Origin of the sequence: Pseudomonas sp. AL10 (genome assembly GCF_029960685.1) — a bacterium.
GTDB lineage: Bacteria > Pseudomonadota > Gammaproteobacteria > Pseudomonadales > Pseudomonadaceae > Aquipseudomonas > Aquipseudomonas lactis.
Map to the genome: position 1 here is coordinate 28,714 of NZ_JASBQZ010000015.1, position 16,161 is coordinate 44,874.

General features: G+C 61.2%; 18 protein-coding genes. 7 read left to right on the forward strand and 11 right to left on the reverse strand.

From position 1 onward, the window contains the following. Window positions 1–38: 38 nt before the first annotated feature. Both QK296_RS15850 and QK296_RS15855 read right to left on the reverse strand, forming a co-directional pair. The gene (locus tag QK296_RS15850) at window positions 39–989 is read right to left on the reverse strand and encodes an alpha-E domain-containing protein (RefSeq protein WP_003191166.1); all 951 of its coding nucleotides are present in this window, start codon (window positions 987–989) and stop codon (window positions 39–41) included. 2 nt (window positions 990–991) lie between these two features. Next, window positions 992–2,401, reverse strand: a complete 1,410-nt coding sequence (locus QK296_RS15855) for a circularly permuted type 2 ATP-grasp protein (protein WP_034135613.1) — start codon at window positions 2,399–2,401, stop codon at window positions 992–994. A 428-nt stretch (window positions 2,402–2,829) separates the two neighbouring features. Between QK296_RS15855 and QK296_RS15860 the strand changes: the two genes are divergently transcribed. The 3 genes from QK296_RS15860 to QK296_RS15870 all read left to right on the forward strand — a co-directional run bounded on the left by QK296_RS15860 (window position 2,830) and on the right by QK296_RS15870 (window position 3,819). Continuing rightward, a complete protein-coding gene (locus tag QK296_RS15860; protein ID WP_014718415.1) occupies window positions 2,830–3,375 on the forward strand; it encodes a hypothetical protein in 546 nt (181 codons plus the stop codon). A gap of 85 nt (window positions 3,376–3,460) precedes the next feature. Next, window positions 3,461–3,673, forward strand: coding sequence for a hypothetical protein (locus QK296_RS15865; protein WP_003191170.1), 213 nt, complete (start codon window positions 3,461–3,463; stop codon window positions 3,671–3,673). A gap of 11 nt (window positions 3,674–3,684) precedes the next feature. Next, on the forward strand, window positions 3,685–3,819 hold the full coding sequence (locus tag QK296_RS15870) for a hypothetical protein (protein ID WP_275941192.1): 135 nt from the start codon (window positions 3,685–3,687) through the stop codon (window positions 3,817–3,819). Here QK296_RS15870 and QK296_RS15875 read toward each other — a convergent pair. The 3 genes from QK296_RS15875 to QK296_RS15885 all read right to left on the reverse strand — a co-directional run bounded on the left by QK296_RS15875 (window position 3,810) and on the right by QK296_RS15885 (window position 6,354). Continuing rightward, complete coding sequence (locus QK296_RS15875) at window positions 3,810–4,157, reverse strand: helix-turn-helix transcriptional regulator (RefSeq protein WP_003191172.1); 348 nt, start codon at window positions 4,155–4,157, stop codon at window positions 3,810–3,812. The genes QK296_RS15870 and QK296_RS15875 overlap by 10 nt on opposite strands. Window positions 4,158–4,212: 55 nt before the next feature. Continuing rightward, on the reverse strand, window positions 4,213–5,559 hold the full coding sequence (locus QK296_RS15880; RefSeq protein ID WP_057709977.1) for a cation:proton antiporter: 1,347 nt from the start codon (window positions 5,557–5,559) through the stop codon (window positions 4,213–4,215). Between the two features lie 351 nt (window positions 5,560–5,910). Next, complete coding sequence (locus QK296_RS15885; RefSeq protein WP_032897385.1) at window positions 5,911–6,354, reverse strand: Lrp/AsnC family transcriptional regulator; 444 nt, start codon at window positions 6,352–6,354, stop codon at window positions 5,911–5,913. 108 nt (window positions 6,355–6,462) lie between these two features. On the opposite strand from QK296_RS15885, the gene QK296_RS15890 reads away from it, so the two are divergent. Beyond that, entirely contained in the window at window positions 6,463–7,371 is a 909-nt protein-coding gene (locus tag QK296_RS15890; protein ID WP_057709978.1) for a DMT family transporter, read from the forward strand. A 76-nt stretch (window positions 7,372–7,447) separates the two neighbouring features. On the opposite strand, the gene QK296_RS15895 is transcribed toward QK296_RS15890, so the two are convergent. The 3 genes from QK296_RS15895 to fabF form a co-directional block, all read right to left on the reverse strand. Next, window positions 7,448–9,427, reverse strand: a complete 1,980-nt coding sequence (locus QK296_RS15895; RefSeq protein ID WP_003191177.1) for a U32 family peptidase — start codon at window positions 9,425–9,427, stop codon at window positions 7,448–7,450. A gap of 262 nt (window positions 9,428–9,689) precedes the next feature. Continuing rightward, entirely contained in the window at window positions 9,690–10,070 is a 381-nt protein-coding gene (locus tag QK296_RS15900) for a RidA family protein (protein WP_003191178.1), read from the reverse strand. A gap of 71 nt (window positions 10,071–10,141) precedes the next feature. Further along, window positions 10,142–11,410 carry a beta-ketoacyl-ACP synthase II gene (fabF, locus tag QK296_RS15905; RefSeq protein WP_057709979.1) on the reverse strand — a complete coding sequence of 423 codons (1,269 nt, stop codon included), beginning with the start codon at window positions 11,408–11,410 and terminating at the stop codon, window positions 10,142–10,144. A gap of 107 nt (window positions 11,411–11,517) precedes the next feature. Here fabF and QK296_RS15910 point away from each other — a divergent pair, with 107 nt between their 5' ends. After that, on the forward strand, window positions 11,518–11,994 hold the full coding sequence (locus QK296_RS15910) for a helix-turn-helix domain-containing protein (RefSeq protein ID WP_057709980.1): 477 nt from the start codon (window positions 11,518–11,520) through the stop codon (window positions 11,992–11,994). A gap of 4 nt (window positions 11,995–11,998) precedes the next feature. On the opposite strand, the gene QK296_RS15915 is transcribed toward QK296_RS15910, so the two are convergent. The 3 genes from QK296_RS15915 to QK296_RS15925 form a co-directional block, all read right to left on the reverse strand. Then, window positions 11,999–12,868 carry an oxaloacetate decarboxylase gene (locus QK296_RS15915; protein WP_003191182.1) on the reverse strand — a complete coding sequence of 290 codons (870 nt, stop codon included), beginning with the start codon at window positions 12,866–12,868 and terminating at the stop codon, window positions 11,999–12,001. 110 nt (window positions 12,869–12,978) lie between these two features. Continuing rightward, window positions 12,979–13,647: a DUF3313 domain-containing protein gene (locus QK296_RS15920; protein ID WP_282391074.1), complete on the reverse strand. Its 669-nt coding sequence runs from the start codon at window positions 13,645–13,647 to the stop codon at window positions 12,979–12,981. After that, on the reverse strand, window positions 13,647–13,958 hold the full coding sequence (locus QK296_RS15925; RefSeq protein WP_034135621.1) for a hypothetical protein: 312 nt from the start codon (window positions 13,956–13,958) through the stop codon (window positions 13,647–13,649). Before QK296_RS15925 ends, QK296_RS15920 begins: the two co-directional genes overlap by 1 nt. Before the next feature lie 164 nt (window positions 13,959–14,122). Between QK296_RS15925 and QK296_RS15930 the strand changes: the two genes are divergently transcribed. Then, window positions 14,123–14,833, forward strand: coding sequence for a response regulator (locus tag QK296_RS15930; protein ID WP_032900604.1), 711 nt, complete (start codon window positions 14,123–14,125; stop codon window positions 14,831–14,833). Next, window positions 14,830–16,158, forward strand: coding sequence for an ATP-binding protein (locus tag QK296_RS15935; protein ID WP_057709983.1), 1,329 nt, complete (start codon window positions 14,830–14,832; stop codon window positions 16,156–16,158). Before QK296_RS15930 ends, QK296_RS15935 begins: the two co-directional genes overlap by 4 nt. Window positions 16,159–16,161: the final 3 nt, after the last annotated feature.

Sequence of the window (16,161 nt, forward strand, 5' to 3'; positions counted from 1 at the left end):
GAGTTTTCCGCGAGCAAGCTCGCTCCTACAGGTTTGTGTTAGACCACTTCCAGGTAGGAGCTTTGTATCTCCCGCGCCAACTCACGCACGGTGTCGATGAATTCTGTCAGCCGAGTGTGCAGCCCATCTTCCAGAATCTCATCAATCCCCGTGTACCGCAGCCGCGCCTCGAACTCCGCCGCCAGGCGTTGCGCCGTGCGCCCATAACTGCCGGGCAGGTCCGCCAGAATATGGCTCAATTCCTCGATGCAGGCATGCAGCGAACGCGGCACATCACTGCGTAACAGCAACAGCTCGGATACCGAGCGTGCATTCAAGGCATTCGGATACAGCTCGGTATACGCCTCGAACGACGACAACGCGCGCAGCAGGGCGCTCCACTGGTAATAACCGCGTGCCGACAGGTCGCTGACTTCTTCGGACTCTTCGCCGAACATCTCATAGCGTGCATCCAGCAGGCGCAGGGTGTTATCGGCGCGCTCGACAAAGGTGCCCAGGCGAATGAAGCGGTAGGCGTCATTGCGCATGATGGTGCCCGAGGTTGCGCCACGAAACAGGTGCGAGCGCTGCTTGACCCAGTCACAGAAGTGGCTGATACCGTGTCGCGCCAGGCCACCGGCGGCGATGCTGCGCATTTCCAGCCAGGTGGCGTTGAGGTTTTCCCACATGTCGGCGGTGATGCGCCCGCGTACCGCATGGGCATTGCCTCGGGCGGCGCGCAGGCAGTTGTAAATGCTCGCGGGGTTTTCTGCATCGAGGGCAAAGAAGTGCAACATGCGCTCAGCATCCAGGGTCTGGTGCCGTTCCAGGTAGCTGTCCAGGGTGCCGCTGCTGAGCAACGACATCGCCAGTTCATCCAGGCCATCGCTGCGCCCGGCCTGGGGCATCAAGGACAGCGAATAACTGACTTCCAGCATGCGTGCCAGGTTCTCGGCGCGTTCCAGGTAGCGCGACATCCAATACAGATCTGCAGCCGTTCTACTCAGCATACTCAGCCCTCCACCACCCAGGTGTCCTTGGTTCCACCGCCTTGCGACGAGTTGACGACCAGCGAGCCTTCCTTCAGCGCCACGCGGGTCAAGCCACCGGGCACCAGGCGGGTTTCCTTGCCCGAGAGCACGAAGGGTCGCAGGTCGATGTGCCGGGGCGCGATGCCGTTTTCGACAAAGGTCGGGCAGGTGGACAGGCTCAAGGTGGGTTGGGCGATATAGGCATGGGGACGGGCCTTGATGCGCTGGCGGAAGTCTTCGATCTCGGCGGCCGTCGACGCCGGGCCCACCAGCATGCCGTAGCCGCCGGAACCCTGGGTCTCCTTGACCACCAATTGCTCAAGGTTGGCCAGCACATGGGACAGTTCATCGGGCTTGCGGCATTGGAAGGTCGGCACGTTCTGCAGGATCGGTTCCTCGTCCAGGTAGAAGCGGATCATGGCCGGTACGTAGGGGTAGATCGACTTGTCGTCAGCCACCCCGGTGCCGATGGCGTTGGCCAGTACCACATTGCCGGCGCAGTAAGCCGCCACCAGCCCGGGCACGCCGAGCATCGACTCGGGGTTGAACGCCTGGGGGTCGAGGAAAGCGTCGTCGATGCGCCGGTAGATCACGTCCACGGCCTTGGGGCCGTCGGTGGTGCGCATGAACACCTTGAGGTCCTGCACGAACAGATCGGCGCCTTCCACCAGTTCCACGCCCATTTCCCGGGCAAGGAACGCGTGTTCGAAGAAGGCGCTGTTGAAGCGCCCTGGAGTCAGGACGACCACGTTGGGATTGTCCAGGCGGCTGGAGTTCTTCAAGGTCTTGAGCAGCAGGTTAGGGTAATGATCCACCGGCGCAATGCGCTGCTTGGCGAACACTTCCGGGAACAGGCGCATCATCATCTTGCGGTCTTCGAGCATGTAGCTCACGCCGCTGGGGGTGCGCAGGTTGTCTTCCAGCACGTAGTAGGTACCGTCGCCGTCGCGAACCAGGTCGACGCCGGAGATGTGCGAGTAGATGCCGCGGTGCAGGTCAAGACCGACCATGGCTTTCTGATAGCCCTCATTGCCCAGGACCTGGTCGGCGGGAATGATCCCGGCCTTGATGATGCGCTGGTCGTGGTAGATGTCGGCGAGGAACATGTTCAATGCATTAACCCGCTGGATACAGCCGCGCTCGATCAGGCTCCATTCACTGGCGGGGATGCTGCGGGGAATGATGTCGAAGGGAATCAGGCGTTCGGTGTCTTGCTCGTCGCCATACAGGGTGAAGGTGATCCCGGCGCGATGGAACAGCAAATCCGCTTCACGGCGACGCTGGGCCAGCAGTTCCGGCGGCGTGTTGGCCAGCCAGCGAGAGAAGTCCTGATAGTGCGCACGGCATACGCCGTTTGCGTCATTCATTTCATCAAAGAAAGATCGAGCCATTCCAGTACCTTGTCAGTGCCCAGTGTGGCTTTGGGTGGCACTGCCGCTTAAAAAAACGCATGTTTTTATGAGCCCGTGGCTGAAGGTGCCAACAGACCTGGTCCTTACTTTCTTATGGGGGCGGCTCTGGGTCGGGGGGTAACGCATGCTCCTGTTTTCGGGATGGTGAATGGATAAAGCAATGCCTGTGCCGGAATGCCGACAGAGCAGCGATTACCTGTGGCGAGCGAGCTTGCTCGCGCTGGAGTGCGCAGCGCTCCCGCTTTTATCAGGGCCGCTGCGCAGCCCAGCGCGAGCAAGCTCGCTCGCCACAGGGGCGGGCTCACCACAATGGGGCGCGGCGTGTTTCAGATTGGTGCGCCAACCCACTTGAACTTCACCGAGCCCCGATTCTTCTAAGGAGTTTCGTCACCTTGTGGAGCACCGTCGTGTCCAGAATCATCTCCCCCCACACTCCGGAAGCGGCCCTGAACGACCACAGCGAACACAACGCAAAGATTTTCGGCTCGCCCAAGGACCGCCTCGACTTTTACCGGCGCGAGATTCAGTACGAAACCAGCATCCTGGCCAACCGCACCGACGCCTACCTGACGGCGCAGTCCTTCCTGGTGATTGCCTTTGTTTCCGGCATGGGTAACCTCAACCCGGAATGGGGCAAGCTGTTCACGCTGGTGGTGCCGATCTTCCTGGTTTCGCTGGGTATTCTCAGTTCGCTGAATGCCTGGCCCGGTATCCGTGCGGCGTATGAAATCATCGACCACTGGCACTACAAGCAAAGCGAATTGCTGCGCAGCGAGCCGGTGATGGGCATGGCGTACGATGAATCGCCGCTGTTTTCCGAGGTGGAGTCGAGCCACAAGGGCTATCGCAAGTCGCTGTTGTTTTCCATGCGTGCGCCATGGCTGTTCATGGTGTTCTGGCTGGTGTTGGGCATCTATGCGTTCTATATCCAGGTAGACAACCCGCTGCGCTGAGCAAGCGAACGGAACTTCAGCCGTGGCCATGACGCCTTACCTCTATGCGGTACAGATTTTTTACCGGCCTGCAAAGAGGTGCCTCATGACCCAATCTAATGATCCACAGACTAACAATCGCAATGACCCCGCGATCGACGGCGGCGAGCCTGCCCCTGGCACCGCCGCCGATGCGCCCAAGGATCCGACGCCTGCGAGCGACCCAAAGGCCAAGGAAAACGACTACAGTCCAGACTTCAAGCCTGAGCGCGAGCCCAAGCCTGAAACCGATGCCGACATCGATACCCAAGGCGGTTAGAGGAGACGCACATGTCAAAAGAACTGGACGAAGAACTCAACGACCCCGGCAACGAAGACCCGGGTTCGCTGATGGACGATGCCGAGGTACCGCTGAACAACCTGGATGAAGCGGCGGACGTTGGCAACACTGAAAATCAGGACTGATCCGGCGGCGGGCCCGAGGGGTTACTGAGCTTGAAGTAGACTTCTTCCTCGGCCCCGCCGTCCAGCGACACCTCCTGGCCCACCACGCGGTTATCGATCAGCGTCTGCGCCTGGTCGCGGCTGATATTGACCACCGTGCTGCGCTTGCCCGTGATCACATACACCACATCCACCCCATGCTCGGCCAAGGCTGCCAGATAGTCGGCATGGGGCAGGTCTTCGCCCACTTCATATTGACGTTGCTCGCGTGCGGTCACGCCGCCTGCCTGCGCCAGATATTGCTGCGAATATCCCAGGCGTTGGCGTTCCTCAAGCAATCGTTGGGCGATCTTTTTCATTGGCTGGCTCGTACTGTGGGTCCTGACTGTTTGAAACCCCGGCGCGGTGCAGGATTCATTTTTTTTGCGCAGCCTGACGCTCATACCACGCCAGCATCGGCTGGGTACTCAGGCCATGGGCCAGGATGCTCAACGCGATGACCGACAGCGTCAGGTTGACCGCCACCTCGCTGCTGGTGCCGACCAGCCCATGGTTGAGCGCATAGAACAGGTAGTAAATGCTGCCGATCCCACGAATACCGAACCAACTGACCAGGCTGCGTTGACGACGGTCCAGGAGGCGGCCCCACGGCATGGCGAATACGCTGGCGGGGCGAATTACACAGAACAGCAGCAGCGCTACCGCCAACGCGGCCCACTCCCAGTGGCTGATCAGCACGATGCCCAAGACTGTCACCAGGAACACCTCCATGGCCCGCTCCACCAGGCTGCCGAAGGCCAGCATGTCGCCCATCATCACACCTGCCGCGATCTGGGTGTCTTTCAGGTGGCTGACGTCGCCATGCAAGGCTTGCTCGGGCTCGATTTCAAGGTGGCCCACCACCGGTTGCGCCAGGTGCTCGGCGGGTGTCTGGGCATTACCGGTGGACTTCACCTCGGCCTGACGCAACCCCAGGCCCGCCGCGAATACCGACAGGAAGCCATAGCCGCCCACGGCTTCGGCGCTCACATAGGCGAGGGCGATCAATGCCAGCGTCAGGTAATCATTGGGCGACAGGGTGCTGTCGGCATTGATCAGCCGCAGGCGCAACGTCACACGGCCGATACCTCGCCCCATCCAGTAGCCGATCAATAGCCCGACCGGCACCGCCCATACCAGGTTTTTCAGCACCCAACCGCCGACCCAGTCGCCATCGAAGCCGCTGTGTTGCATGAACAGCAGGCCGAAGATCACAAACGGAAAGGCGCTGCCATCGTTCAGCCCCGCTTCGCCGGACAGGCCGAAGCGCAGCGCGTCGTAATCCTGGGCATTGTTGACCTGAACCAGGCCCGCCAGCACCGGGTCGGTCGGCGCCAAAATCGCGCCCACCAGCAATGACACGCCCCACGACATATCCAGCAGGTGATGCAGCAACAGCCCGGTACCGAGGATGGTCAACAGCATGACCGGGCCGGCCAGCCCAAAGGCGATGCGCCAGGTGCGATGCTTGAGCGGCAGGCGCAATTTCAAGCCGCTGACAAACAGCGAAAACAGCACTGCCACTTCGGTCAGGTGCTCCATCCAGCGCGCCGAATCCTTGATGTCCAGGTCCAGCAAGTCAACGCCCAGCGGGCCGATGGCGATACCCAGCAGCAGGCACACCGCTGAGGTGGTGACTGGCATCCAGCGCAGGTAGGAGGAGGTGAGCGCGAGCGTCAGCAGCACCGCGCCCAATACGGCCAACCATAAAATGAACGTCATTGTGCGTGTACCCGGCCGTGGTTCATTCAGGTTGGAGGGCCGTGGCCAAGTGCGGGTTCAAACAATCAACGGCTTGAAGTGGCTTCTGTGGGAGCGGGCTTGCCCGCGAATGCGGCGTGTCAGTCACTGAATATTCAACTGAACCATCGCTATCGCAGGCAAGCCAGCTCCCACACTAATTATGTATTGCCCACAGAATCAGCGCCCGGCGCAGATCCCCTGTGGGAGCGGGCTTGCCCGCGAATGCGGTATACCCGTCAACATAGTCGGTGACTGACACCCTGTATTCGCGAGCAAGCCCGCTCCCACATTTGACTGTGTTTGGTCATGACACGCCCTTGGCATGGCACCTTAGCGATCCCCCAGCGGCGGCAGGCGCCGTTTCACCGGGGTTTTCTTCACGATCGCCGTATTGGTTTCGGCATACCCATTGATCCGGTCCAGCAGGCTGTCCAACTGGTCCATGGTGCGCACATGCAGGCGTGCGATGAAGCAGTCCTCGCCGGTGACCTTGTCGCATTCGGTGAATTCAGGGATTGCCTGGATCTGGCGCTCCACTTCCTGCAGTTTGCCGGGCAGGGGGCGGATGCGCACGATGGCTTGCAGCAGGTAGCCGAAGTGTTTGGGGTCGATGTCGACGGTGTAGTGGGTCAGCACGCCGCGTTCTTCCAGGCGCCGCAGGCGTTCGCTGACGCTGGGCGAGGACAGCCCGGTGATGCCCGCAAGGGCCTTGAGGGACAGCCGCGAGTCGTCCATCAAGGCGGCGATCAATTGCTGGTCGATGGTGTCGATCATGGTCTGTGCCTAATAAGAAAAGGTGAATTCGGGGTTTTGCCTTTTTTAGACGCTGTAGCCGTCGCGGACAGATTGCCATACTGGAGCTTCACTTGAGGAGCTTCAATCATGGATTCATCCATCCGTCGCGGGTCGTGGGAAATGGTCGCCGCCATGCTGATCTCGGGCAGTATTGGCTGGTTTGTGCTGGTGTCTGGCGTGTCGGTGATCGAGGTGGTGTTCTGGCGCTGCGTGATCGGCGCGCTGACACTGTTACTGGTGTGCGCCTGGCTGGGTTACCTGCGTGTAGACCTGCTCAGTTGGGCGAAACTGGGGCTGGCCATGCTCAGCGGCGTGGCCATTGTCGGCAACTGGCTGTTGCTGTTTGAATCCTATTCCCGTGCCTCCATCGCTATCAGCACGGCGGTGTATAACGTGCAGCCGTTTATGTTGGTGATGCTGGCGGCGGTGTTTCTCGGTGAAAAAATCACCGTGCAGAAACTGGCGTGGTTGAGCGTCGCGTTCCTGGGCATGTTGGCGATTGTCACCGCCCATGGCGAGCAAACCGGTGGCGGTGATTATCTGGTAGGCATCGCGCTGGCCCTGGGGGCGGCATTTTTGTATGCGATCGCTGCGCTGATCATCAAGCGCCTCAAGGAAATACCGCCACATTTGATGGCATTGATTCAGGTGGCCACTGGTGCGGTACTACTGGCACCGCTGGTGCCCTGGAATGGCTTACCTGCGTCCACAAATGCCTGGGCTGCGCTGGTGACCTTGGGGGTCGTGCATACCGGGTTGATGTATGTGCTGCTGTATGGCGCGATCCAGAAATTGCCGACGGCCATTACTGGCGCACTGTCGTTCATCTACCCGATTGCAGCGATCTTTGTGGATTGGATTGCGTTCGGGCATCGCCTGGGGTGGCTGCAATGGCTGGGCGTGGCGGCGATTCTGCTGGCAGCGGCGGGGTTGCAGCGGGGCTGGTGGTGGCCCCGCAACCTGGGTAGGAGCGAGCTTGCTCGCGAAGATGGTTAACGATGACGCAGCGCATCGGGGTGAAACGCGGCGTTCTCTGGTTTTTCGCGAGCAAGCTCGCTCCTACAGGTGAGGGTTAGTGCGTGCCTTGGTAGATAAGGTTTTCCGGGTTGAAATGCTCCACTGCGCTGCCTGGCTGCGGCAGGCCGAGGATATGCCCCTTGATCTTGCCCACCACGTGCATCTCGCAAGGTTTGCAGTCGAACTTCAAGGTCAACACTTCGTCACCATGGATCAACTGCATCGGCGCCACCTTGGTCTTCACCCCGGTCACGCCCTTGGCCTGTTTAGGGCACAGGTTGAACGAGAAACGCAGGCAGTGCTTGGTGATCATCACCGGCACTTCGCCGGTTTCTTCGTGGGCTTCGAAGGCTGCGTCGATCAGCTTTACGCCGTGACGATGGTAGAAGTCCCGGGCCTTCTGGTTGTAGACGTTGGCCAGGAACGACAAGTGCGCCTCAGGGTAAACCGGCGGCGGCGAGGTTTCAGCCTTGCGCCCACCCCGTGGGTGCGCGGCGACGCGTGCGGCAGTCAGCGCTTCGATCACTTCACGGCGCAAGGCCTTGAGCTGCGAGTTGGGGATGAAGAATGCCTGCGGCGCATCCAGCTCGATGCGGGTGGCATGGTATTCGGTGGTGCCGAGCTGGCCGAGCAGGTCGCGCAGGGTGTCCAGCGCCTGTTCCGGCTTGTTGGCCACGCCAAACGGGCCGGGCAGGATAACGCTGGCGCTGATGCCTTCTTCGCTGGTCGCGGTGATTTGCAGCTGCTCTTCACGCAGGCGCGCGACCCATGACAAGCCGATACGGCGCTCGGCCGAGGTCTTGAGCAGGGCCTGTTGCCAGTTGTGGTCCAGGTTGCGGTTGAGCGGGTGATGGGGGCGCAGTTGATGCAGGCCGGCCGGCATTTCGTTAGGCTCGACGCGGTAGCGGTAGCGCTTCTCACCGTCTTCCTCGAACTCACCCTTGGGCTCGGCGATGTTGGCACGAAAGCCCACCACTTCACGCTTGATCAGCACATTCAGGCCGTCGCCGTTGGACAGCGGCTCATGGGTGACCACCTGCAAGTCGCGCTTGCCGGCTTTTTCCACGGTGCCCACGGGCAGCCCGGTGAAGGTCGGGGTGTCAAAGGCGCCGATGTCGATCTTGCGGTCGCTGACAAAGTAATCGGTGCTGCCACGGTGGAAGGTTTTTTCCGGGTCGGGCAGGAAGAAGTGCGCGGTACGGCCGCTGGAAGCGCGGGCCAGGTCCGGGCGGTCTTCGAGGATCTCGTCGAGGCGCTGGCGGTAGTAGGCGGTGATGTTCTTCACATAGCCCATGTCCTTGTAGCGGCCTTCGATCTTGAACGAACGCACGCCCGCTTCGACCAGGGCGCGCAGGTTGGCGCTCTGGTTGTTGTCTTTCATCGACAGCAGGTGCTTTTCAAAGGCTACAACGCGGCCTTGGTCATCTTTTAAGGTGTAGGGCAGGCGGCAGGCCTGGGAGCAGTCGCCACGGTTGGCGCTGCGGCCATTTTGCGCGTGGGAGATATTGCACTGGCCGGAGAAGGCTACGCACAGGGCGCCGTGGATAAAGAACTCGATGGCAGCATCGGTCTCATCGGCAATGGCGCGAATCTCTTGCAGGTTCAACTCGCGGGCCAGTACCAACTGCGAGAAACCGGCCTGGTCGAGAAACCTGGCCCGGCCCAGTGTGCGGATGTCGGTCTGGGTGCTGGCGTGCAGCTCGATCGGCGGAATATCCAGCTCCATCACGCCCAGGTCTTGCACGATCAACGCATCGACACCGGCATCGTAGAGCTGATGGATCAGCTTGCGTGCGGGCTCCAGCTCGTTGTCATGCAAGATAGTGTTGATGGTGGTGAAGACGCGGGCGTGGTAGCGGCGGGCGAATTCCACCAGTTGAGCGATATCGCTCACCTCGTTACACGCATTATGGCGGGCGCCGAAGCTCGGCCCGCCGATATAAACGGCGTCGGCGCCGTGCAAGATAGCCTCGCGCGCAATGGCGACATCGCGGGCAGGGCTGAGCAATTCCAGGTGATGCTTGGGCAAGGACATAGTTTTTTTAGTCAGGCTTGTCACGGTTGAGGCGCGCATTGTAGCCGCGAAATGCCTGGGCGGCATCTACCGCAGGGCTGTCGGGCCTAATGCAAGTCCGTTAAGCGAACGCATTACTCAACGCAACGAAGCCCCAATGTGGGAGCTGGCTTGCCTGCGATGGCGATTGAACATTCACCACCGCTATCGCAGGCAAGCCAGCTCCCACCTTTTTGACCGAGTTCAACATTCCGATCAGTTCGGTTCTAAAAACGTCACAGATTCAAGCCTTGGCAGCCATCGCCGTCACTTCCACCCGCATACCTTCCACCGCCAAGGCGGCAACGCCCACTGCTGCCCGCACTGGCCAGGGCTTGGCGAAAAAGCGCTTGTAGACCTCGTTGAACGCGGCACGGTCGGCCATGTCGGTGAGGTAAATAGTCAAGTGCATAACCCGGTCCATGGAGCTGCCGGCTTTTTCCAGCGCGACTTTCAGCGCTTGCAGGGTGCACTCGCTTTGCTGGGTGATATCGCCCAGCTCCAGGCTGCCATCGGCACGGGTGGGAATCTGGGTGGAGACCAGGATGCCGTTGAAGCCGATCACGTCAGAGGAGATGGAATCGGCGTCCGGATCAGGGGTATAGGACAGGTCGTGGTTGGCCATGGGCACCTCGTGTTGGCAGGAACAGAAAGGCGCCATGGTCGGTGAAATTCACCTCTGGGGCAAACCCTGGCTCATCTCCAGCGTCGGAACAGCACGCTGGCGTTCACGCCGCCAAAGCCAAAGCCATTGGACAGCGCATATTCAATCGCCATGGGGCGCGCCTCACCACGCACCATGTCCAGGCCGTCGGCGAGGGCGTCCGGGTTTTCCAGGTTGAGTGTCATTGGCGCGATCTGGTCACGCAGGGCGAGTACGGTGAAGACGGCTTCGATGCCCCCCGCAGCACCGAGCAAGTGGCCGGTGGCGGATTTCGTCGAGCTGATCGCCGGGCTGCCGCCGGTACCAAATACCGTTTTGATCGCCGCCAGCTCGCCTTTGTCGCCCACAGGTGTGGAGGTTGCGTGGGCATTCAGGTACTGCACCTGCGACGCCTCGATACCCGCTTGGCGCAACGCTTGGGTCATTGCCCGGCGCGCACCGTCACCATCCTCAGGCCCTGCTGTCATGTGATAGGCGTCTGCGCTGGTGCCATAGCCCACCAGTTCGGCAATCGGCTGCGCACCCCGTGCCAGGGCATGCTCCAGCTCTTCAATCACCAGAATGCCGGCGCCTTCGCCCATCACAAAGCCGTCGCGCGCCTGATCGAAGGGCCGCGAAGCACGCTGCGGGCTGTCATTGAAATCGCTGGACAACGCCCGCGCCGCGGCGAAGCCGGCAAGGCTGACGCGATGAATCGCCGCTTCGGCACCTCCGCATACCGCGACGTCGACTTCTCCGGCGCGGATCATTCGCGCTGCGTCGCCGATAGCTTGAACCCCGGCGGCACACGCAGTGACAGGCGCACCCAGCGGGCCCTTCAAGCCATAGTTGATCGACACATGCCCGGCAGCCATGTTGCTCAGAAACGATGGAATGGTGAAGGGCGACAAACGACGCGGGCCCTTGCTGTCGGTGGTGCGCACCGCATCGGCAATGGCTGGGAAGCCACCGACGCCGGAGGCGATGATGGTCGCCGTGCGCTCCTGCTCCTCGGGTGTTTTGGGTGCCCAATTGGCCTGCTTCAAGGCTTCATCCGCGGCCGCCAGGGCGAACAGGATAAAGCGGTCCATCTTGCGCTGTTCCTTGGCCGCCAGCAGTCGATCAGGATCAAAACCGGCTTCGGGGTCTTGCAGCACACTTTGCACCTGGCCGCCGATGCTGATCGCCAGATCACCGATCAATTCTTGCGGCAAACGACGGATGCCCGACTGCCCGTCCAGCAAGCGCTGCCAAGTGGATTCCACGCTCGATCCCAGCGGCGTCAGCGCGCCCATGCCCGTCACGACGATACGTTTACTCATGCTCAATCGACTCCTGTTGCTTGAAGGATACACAGCGTATGGACGTCACTATCATCATGAAAGTAACATGGCATCCTTCAAGTTTGTACTCGCACACAGGAATACTTATGCAGCGCAAATCCCTCATCAGTGCCGAATGCCCCATCGCCCGCAGCCTTGAACGGGTAGGGGAGTGGTGGAGCATGCTGATCATGCGCGACGCCTTGCACGGCCTGCGCCGTTTCGATGAGTTCTCGCGCAGCCTGGGCATCGCGCCCAACATGTTGACGCGCCGGCTTAATGGCTTGGTGGAAGCGGGGATGCTGGAGCGCCGTGCCTACAGCGAGCGCCCGCCACGCTACGAATACGTGCCGACGGCCAGGGGCGAGGACTTTCGTATGGTGCTGATGGCGTTAGTGGCGTGGGGCAACCGGCATTACGCCGAGGAGGGCATCAGTGTCGAGGTGGTGGAACGCGAGACGGGCCGACCGGTGCAGCCGGTGATGGCGACGGCTGAAGGTGCGTTGGTGGCGATGGATCAGTGCGAGGTACAGCCCGGCCCGGCCGCCAGCGCAGGGATGCGCCAACGGCTGAACCGTGAGTGATTGATTACTCTTTTACATCCATGAACTCTTCAGCCCACGCCACATAACTTTCCGGCAAGGTGTAGGTGTGGGTCAATTCCGTGGCACTGAGGTTCGAAGTGCTGTGGGTCAGCTGACGCTGGGCACGCAGGCTGTCGTAGGTGGCCTTGATCGCGGCGAAGTAGGCGCCATGCCCGGCTACCACGATGCGCACACCCAGGCTGGCCAGGCGCTCACTGTCGTGCAGTTGTGGGTTGCCGTAGGTCACCAGCATCAGGGGAACGCTGAGGTTCTCTGCGATCTGCTCCAGGTGGTCGAAGTCCTTGACGCCGACCATGCAGATGCCGTCAGCACCGGCCTTTTCATAAGCCTTGGTACGCGCAATCACATCGCTGGTGGGCAGCACGCCGGCATTGGTGCGCGCAATGATCGACAGCGCCGGGTCGACGCGCGCTTCCAGCGCGGCCTTGACCTTGCCGATGCCCTCTTCGACGGAAATCAGGTCCGTGGATTTACGCCCGAATTGCGCGGGCAAGAGGGTGTCTTCGATGGTCAGCGCCGCGACGCCGGCGCGTTCCAGTTCTTCCACCGTGCGCATCACGTTCAGGGCGTTGCCGTAGCCGTGGTCGGCGTCGGCAATGAACGGCAACTGGGCCACACGGCCGATGCGGGTGGCTTGCTCGACGAACTCACTCAGGGTAATCAACGCAAAATCGGGGGCCGCCAGCACCTGCAGGGAGGCGACCGAGCCGCCCAGGATACCCACTTCAAACCCCAGGTCAGCCGCGATGCGGGCAGACATGGGGTCGAATACGGAAGCGGTTTCAACGCAGATCGGCGTTGCCAGCAGGTCACGGAAGTTACGGCGTAGCGCTGAGTGAGAAATCTTGGGCATGGTCTTTCCTGGCTTTGGTCATCGTCAAGTGACGATCAATGTCTATTCGTGGTGCCGGGAGATTACCACGCAGATGCCCCTGTGATTATGACGTTTGAGCAAGGCGAGGGTTATCGAGCGACTGCACTGTACGACGTACCCAGGTCGCGGGCCCAGCCGTCGAGCACGTCCTTGACATTGTCAGCGGTCATGACTTCTTTGTCATTGGCCAGGGGAGCACCGGTGCCTTTACGCACCATGGCCGCCACGACATCGCCGGTCGAACCATCTTCCAATGACAGCTCCGTGGCGATTTCACTGTCTCGATCGCGGATGCCAGTGGCGGCGCTCACGCCCGCTGCGACCAGGGTGATCGGCAGCCACTCATAAAACCGCAGTCCCTGGGGGCTGGTGGCGATGCGTGTGATGGCAGGGCGTACTGTGAGGGTGTCAGGGCCAGGTTTCGAGGCCAGGTAAACGTATTTGCCAAGTTCCGAGCGCAGTACCAAGTCGTAGTAGCCGGTGACGTGGGAGAGCGTGCTTTGGGGGATCTGAGCGGAGGGTTCAACAGCCGGGAAAAACTGGCTGGGCGCCAGATATACCTGCTTGTAGCGGCCACGCTTCAAGGCCGGGCTGACCCAACTCTGTACGGTCTGGCCCGACGGGCTCTGTTGCTCTTTAAGCAGGCTGTAGTCATGAAGAAAGCCTGTATATCGCTCGGGTTCGACCTTGTTGCTGCTGCAAGCGATCAGGCTCAGGGTGGCCGCCATCAGTAGCAGGAATGAGCATTTACGGGCCATCAATGGGTTGCCTGTTCGTTTGGAGTGTCGTGCGAGGATTCGATGTGCAACTGGCCATGGGTCATGATCCAGTGGACAAGCTCGGCGATGGGAATGGAGTGGGCGTACTCGACCCACCGCCCGGCGTCGGGGCTGTAGTGTTCGAAGTAGCGACGCAGCACGATACGGTCCAGTTCCGCGTTCAGCCCCAGGCAGGATTCCTGGAACAGCATCGGGCTATCCTGAGCCGGGGAAGAGGTGCGCTGGCTCAGCACCAATGGTCGCGCGTCGCTCGCGGCCTGCTCGGTGTACCTGCTGCTCGAAACTTTCATAGGCGTCTCCTTGAATGGAAGACGTGCAGAATGCCCGACAGGTTTTACCCAAAGATGTCCGGGTTGTGTCCGTGGCGAAGGAATGTTGCTCGATTGAAATAAATGACCCCGGCGCCGGAATGGTTTTAGATGTCGTTCTTTTTTTGGCTTGGGAACCTGTGAACGTGAGCAGACTGCTGATCGTCGATGACGACGTGGAAGTGCTGGCATTGCTGAAGAAGTTCTTCGTCCAGCACGCCTATGAAGTCGACGTGGCCGCCGACGGCGAGGCCATGTGGGCGGCCATCGCGCAGCAGCGGCCGGACACGATCATCCTCGACCTCATGTTGCCCGGCGAAGGCGGCCTCAGCCTGTGCCAGAAAGTGCGGGCACAGTTCGGCATTCCTATCATCATGCTCACGGCCATGGGCGAGTTGAGCGACCGCATTGTTGGCCTGGAACTGGGCGCCGACGACTACCTGACCAAACCCTTCGCCCCGCGTGAATTACTGGCCCGCCTGCGCGCTGTGCAACGGCGTGCGGGGCAGTCGGTCAGTGCGGCCGACGAGCGCTCACGCCCGGTGATTGCCTTCGCCGGTTGGCATCTGGATATCACCTGTCGCGAACTGCGTTCGCCCGAGGGCGTCATGATCCCGCTGTCCGGTGGCGAGTTCGACCTGCTGGTAGTGTTTCTCGAACACCCCCAGCGCATTCTTACCCGCGACCAATTGATCGACCTGACCCACGGCCAGGGCCACGATGCCTTCGACCGCAGTATCGATGTGCAGGTCAGCCGGCTGCGCCGCAAGATCGAGCCCGACTGCAAGCGCCCGGACCTGATCCGCACCGTGCGCAATGGCGGCTATCTGTTTACCGCGCCGGTGACCCGCTCATGATCCGGCGCCTGTTGCGCCGCGACACCCTGAACCGGCGCATCGCCCTGACCATCCTCGCTGCGATGCTCGCCTCACTGGCCCTTAACGCCTTGTTCGTGCAGGTGGCCGGGGTGTGGGCGCGCCCGCCCATCGACCGCACAGGGTTACTGGAACAAATGGCCGCGACGTTGAAAGTGATCGAGGCCGCGCCTGCGCCGTTGCGCTCGCACCTGGCGGCAGCGGCCAGCGATACCCGGTTGCAGGTGACGTGGCATACCAACCCCGTGGATTTCGGCCTGCCCAGCGGCGGCAACGTGCTACAAGCCGGCGAAGTCCCTGGGATACAGGCATTGTTTGGCACGGGGCGCACCATTCAGGTGTACAGCCCGGACGATTGGCCGCGTGGCAGCCCCGACGCACGTTATGTGGCGCTGGTGCAGTTAGTTGATGGCAGCTGGTTGTCTTTCATACCGCCCGTACGCAGTTGGGGCCTGAGCGCACCCACGCGGATTGCGGTCATCATCATTCTTGGGCTGATCGCTACCTTGCTGGTCGCCTGGGTCGCCACCCGACAATTGGCCAAGCCGTTGCAGCGTTTCGCCAGTGCCGCCAGACGCTTCGGCGGCGATCTGCGCGCACCGCCCATCGACATCGAAGGCCCCGACGAGATACGCCAGGCCACCATCGCCTTCAACGCCATGCAGGCGCAAATCCAGCACTTTATCGGCGAACGCACCCATATGCTGGCGGCCATTTCCCATGACTTGCGCGCGCCTTTGACGCGGATGCGCCTGCGCTGCGAGTTCATGGAAGACCTGGACCATCAGCACAAGCTGATTCGCGATGTCGAGGAAATGCAGTCGATGATCAACGCCGCATTGGCGTTTTTCCGCGACGATACGGTGCTGGAGCACAGCACGGCATTCGATCTGTCTGAACTGCTGCAAACCATCATCGACGACTATCGCGACCAGCAACTGGTGGTCGACTTCCGAGGGCCGCCCCATCTGGTCTATCACGGCCGGCCATTGGGGCTTAAACGGGTAGTGGTCAACCTGCTGGAAAATGCTGCCAAGTATGCCCGGCACCCCAGCATTGCACTGAGTGTTAACGACCAGAGTGTGTGCATTGAGGTCTGCGACGAGGGCCCGGGGATTCCTGAAGCGGACCTGGAGCGTGTGTTCGATCCGTTCTTTCGTCTCGAGACCTCACGCAACCGCAATACCGGTGGGGTGGGGCTTGGGCTCTCGGCGGCGCGGGCCATTGTGCGCGAGCAGGGCGGTGAGCTGAGCCTGAGCAATCGGCGCGGTTCGGGGTTGGTGGCCCGGGTTGAATTGCCGCGCTAGCGT